This is a genomic window from uncultured Candidatus Puniceispirillum sp. (genome assembly GCF_963979125.1).
Lineage (GTDB): Bacteria > Pseudomonadota > Alphaproteobacteria > Puniceispirillales > Puniceispirillaceae > Puniceispirillum.
In genome coordinates, this window is sequence record NZ_CAXBVX010000161.1 from 1 (window position 1) to 2923 (window position 2923).

At 53.3% G+C, this 2923-nt stretch carries 3 protein-coding genes; 2 read left to right on the forward strand and 1 reads right to left on the reverse strand.

What is annotated here, in order from left to right:
* On the forward strand, nt 1-889 hold an 889-nt coding region (gene purH, locus ABNT28_RS10685), incomplete at its 5' end, for a bifunctional phosphoribosylaminoimidazolecarboxamide formyltransferase/IMP cyclohydrolase (RefSeq protein WP_348721584.1).
* On the opposite strand, the gene mutY is transcribed toward purH, so the two are convergent.
* Nucleotides 886-2028 carry an A/G-specific adenine glycosylase gene (mutY, locus tag ABNT28_RS10690; RefSeq protein WP_332925230.1) on the reverse strand — a complete coding sequence of 381 codons (1143 nt, stop codon included), beginning with the start codon at nt 2026-2028 and terminating at the stop codon, nt 886-888. The genes purH and mutY overlap by 4 nt on opposite strands.
* 173 nt (nt 2029-2201) lie before the next feature.
* Between mutY and ABNT28_RS10695 the strand changes: the two genes are divergently transcribed.
* A complete protein-coding gene (locus ABNT28_RS10695) occupies nt 2202-2693 on the forward strand; it encodes a DUF721 domain-containing protein (RefSeq protein WP_332925229.1) in 492 nt (163 codons plus the stop codon).
* Nucleotides 2694-2923: the final 230 nt, after the last annotated feature.

The following is a 2923-nucleotide window of genomic DNA, read 5'->3' on the forward strand; positions in this document are numbered from 1 at the left end:
CAATGGTTCGGATCGTCCGGGCGTGACCAATGCGCGCCAGCTTCAGGGCAAGCCGCTTTCCTATAACAATATCAATGATACGAATGCGGCCTTTGAACTTGCCGCCGAATTTGACGCGCCGACCGTTGCGATCATCAAACATGCCAATCCGTGCGGGGTGGCGAGCGGGGATAGCATGATAGAGGCCTGGCAACATGCGCTGGCGGCTGATCCGGTGAGTGCCTTTGGCGGGATTGTTGCGTTAAACCGGCCATTAGACGAAGAGCTTGCGCATGCGATTACCAGCATTTTTACCGAAGTCGTGATCGCACCGGATGCATCCGACGCGGCGATTGCGGTGATGCAGGCCAAACCCAATTTGCGGCTTTTGCTGACCGGAGCAATGCCTGATCCGGCGGTTTCGACGCCTGCTTTCAAATCGGTAGCTGGCGGGTTTCTGGTGCAAACACGCGATAATGGTATCATCACCCGCAATGATCTGAAAATCGTGACGCGGCGCATCCCGTCTGATGCCGAGATTGACGATATGCTGTTCGCATGGAAAGTCACCAAACATGTCAAATCGAACGCGATTGTCTTTGTCAAAGACGCGATCACCGCAGGCGTTGGTGCAGGTCAGATGAGCCGTATCGATTCGGCGCGCATCGCTGTGCAAAAGGCGGCGGATATGGCCAAGCTGAATGGCTGGAAACAACCGCGCACAACAGGGTCAGTGGCCGCATCAGATGCGTTTTTCCCTTTTGCCGACGGGCTGGAGGCGATTGCCAAGGCCGGAAGCACGGCGATTATCCAGCCAGGCGGATCAATGCGGGATGATGAAGTGATCGCGGCGGCAGATCAGGCCGGTTTGGCGATGGTCTTTACCGGTATGCGGCATTTTAATCACTAGGGGCGATTGGCCTGAACCGCCTTTAGCACCTTGCGCATCAGGCTGGGCAAATCGGCGGCGCGCGGGGTGACCCAGTTGGCGCCACTATAATCTGGTACATCGGGATACACACCTGCATCAAGGCGTGTCACGGCAACCTGCATATCAAGCATAAAATGCGTGAAAACATGCTGTACCGGATCATCCAGAATCACCCAGTCAGCCGCAAAAGGCGCATCATCAAGACTGGCGAGCTTGTCAGGCGCGCGTTGATCCCATCCGACTGAGGGAAATGCCAGCATCCCGCCAAGCAAACCTTTATCTGGCCGTTTGACCAATAGACACCGCCCCTCGGCATCAAAGGCCACAAAAGCCATACCGCGCCGTGCCGGTTTGGGTTTTTTCGCCGCTTTTACCGGAAAGTTGGCGGCAGTGCCATTGCGGCCAGCAACGCATGACATGGCAAGCGGACAGCTGGCGCATCCGGGGGCTTTGACTGTGCAGACAGCATTGGCAAAATCCATCAAGGCCTGTGGAAAATCAGATGGGCGCTGATCCGGACAGATCGCCGCATAGATTGTGCCGATTTCGGCCTTGGCCGCCGGTAGCGGCGTGGTAACAGCATATTGGCGCGCCAGCACGCGCTCGATATTTCCATCGACAACTGTGGCTTTCTGGCCAAAGGCAATCGCTCTGATTGCCCCCGCTGTATAGGGGCCGATGCCGGGTAAATCACGAAGACCGACTTCATCCCTGGGAAAAATGCCACCATGCTCAAAAGCGACTTTTAATGCGGCTTTATGCAGATTGCGTGCACGGGCGTAATAGCCAAGCCCCGCCCATGCCGCCAGCACATCATCAAGCGGGGCTTTGGCAAGGGCTGTCACATCAGGCCAACGACGAGTGAACTCAAGAAAATAGGGAATCACCGTTGCCACAACAGTCTGTTGCAACATGATCTCGGACAACCAAACATGATAAGCAGGTGCCAGATCAGGCCAGCGATGCCGCCACGGCAAATTGCGTCCATGCCGATCATACCACGCAAACAATGCTACCGAATCAAAAGCGGTGTTGTTTTGTCTGGCTTTGACACTTTTACGGCTATCGGTACCAATATCGTGACCAACAGTCTGTGCTTCGGCGCGTTTATCTAGCATGGTGTCGCGTATAGCCCTCTTTAAGGGTTCATAAATGCCGCCACATCCGGTAGCGATAGGCTTAGTATTTAACTACATTATTGTGGTTAAGCATGCCAGACTGTTAAATATGCATAATGATATGTGATCGAAAGATCATAAAACCCAGTGCCAATAAGCGAATCAGTAAGCCAATGAGCGAAACCAAACATCCACATCGCAAAAACCGAATGGCGCGACTTTCGACTATGGTCGAAAATATGGTGGCACCAAGCGCCCAAGCGCGTGGGTTTGTGATTAGCCGTCTGATTTCGCACTGGCCCGAAATTGTCGGGGATGTCGCTGTATGGTGCCAGCCTGCCAGCCTGTCTTTTGATCGTGGCAAACAAAATGATGGGGTGCTGAAGCTGGCGATCACCTATGGGCGTGGCCCACAAGCACAAGCCATGAGTGCGCAGATCATTGACCGCGTGAATGCGGCTTTTGGCTATAATGCAGTGAGCCGAATCACGTTGGTGCAAAGCCTATCTCCACCATCAAAGGCCGAATCGACAACGCAAAACATGGCATCTGATGACGCCAGCGCGTCTGATATATGGTCGCTTGATGAAAAGTTGAAGAAGGTGGCCTCACCCGAATTACGCGCAGCCTTGCGCCGACTTGGGACACCGCTTGATAAATCCTGAATTCGGGCGTGTCTTTATCCTTAAAGATGCCATATTTGTGAAAAATATTTAGATCACAGTCAGATTCATCGATTGCCCCTCTGAAACCCTTGGATTAGAATTGCACCATGACAAAATTAAACATCACACATAAACACATCTCAGCAACAAACAGCATCACGCGGCGGCACTTTACGTCGGGCATGATTGGCGTAGGTATTGCGCTATCAAGTTCCCTATTGCCAAGCATG

Excerpts from the sequence above, each read along its gene's own strand:
- ABNT28_RS10695 (WP_332925229.1), top strand. The coding sequence starts at position 2,202 with ATGAGCGAAACCAAACATCCACATCGCAAAAACCGAATGGCGCGACTT.
- mutY (WP_332925230.1), bottom strand. The coding sequence starts at position 2,028 with ATGCTAGATAAACGCGCCGAAGCACAGACTGTTGGTCACGATATTGGT.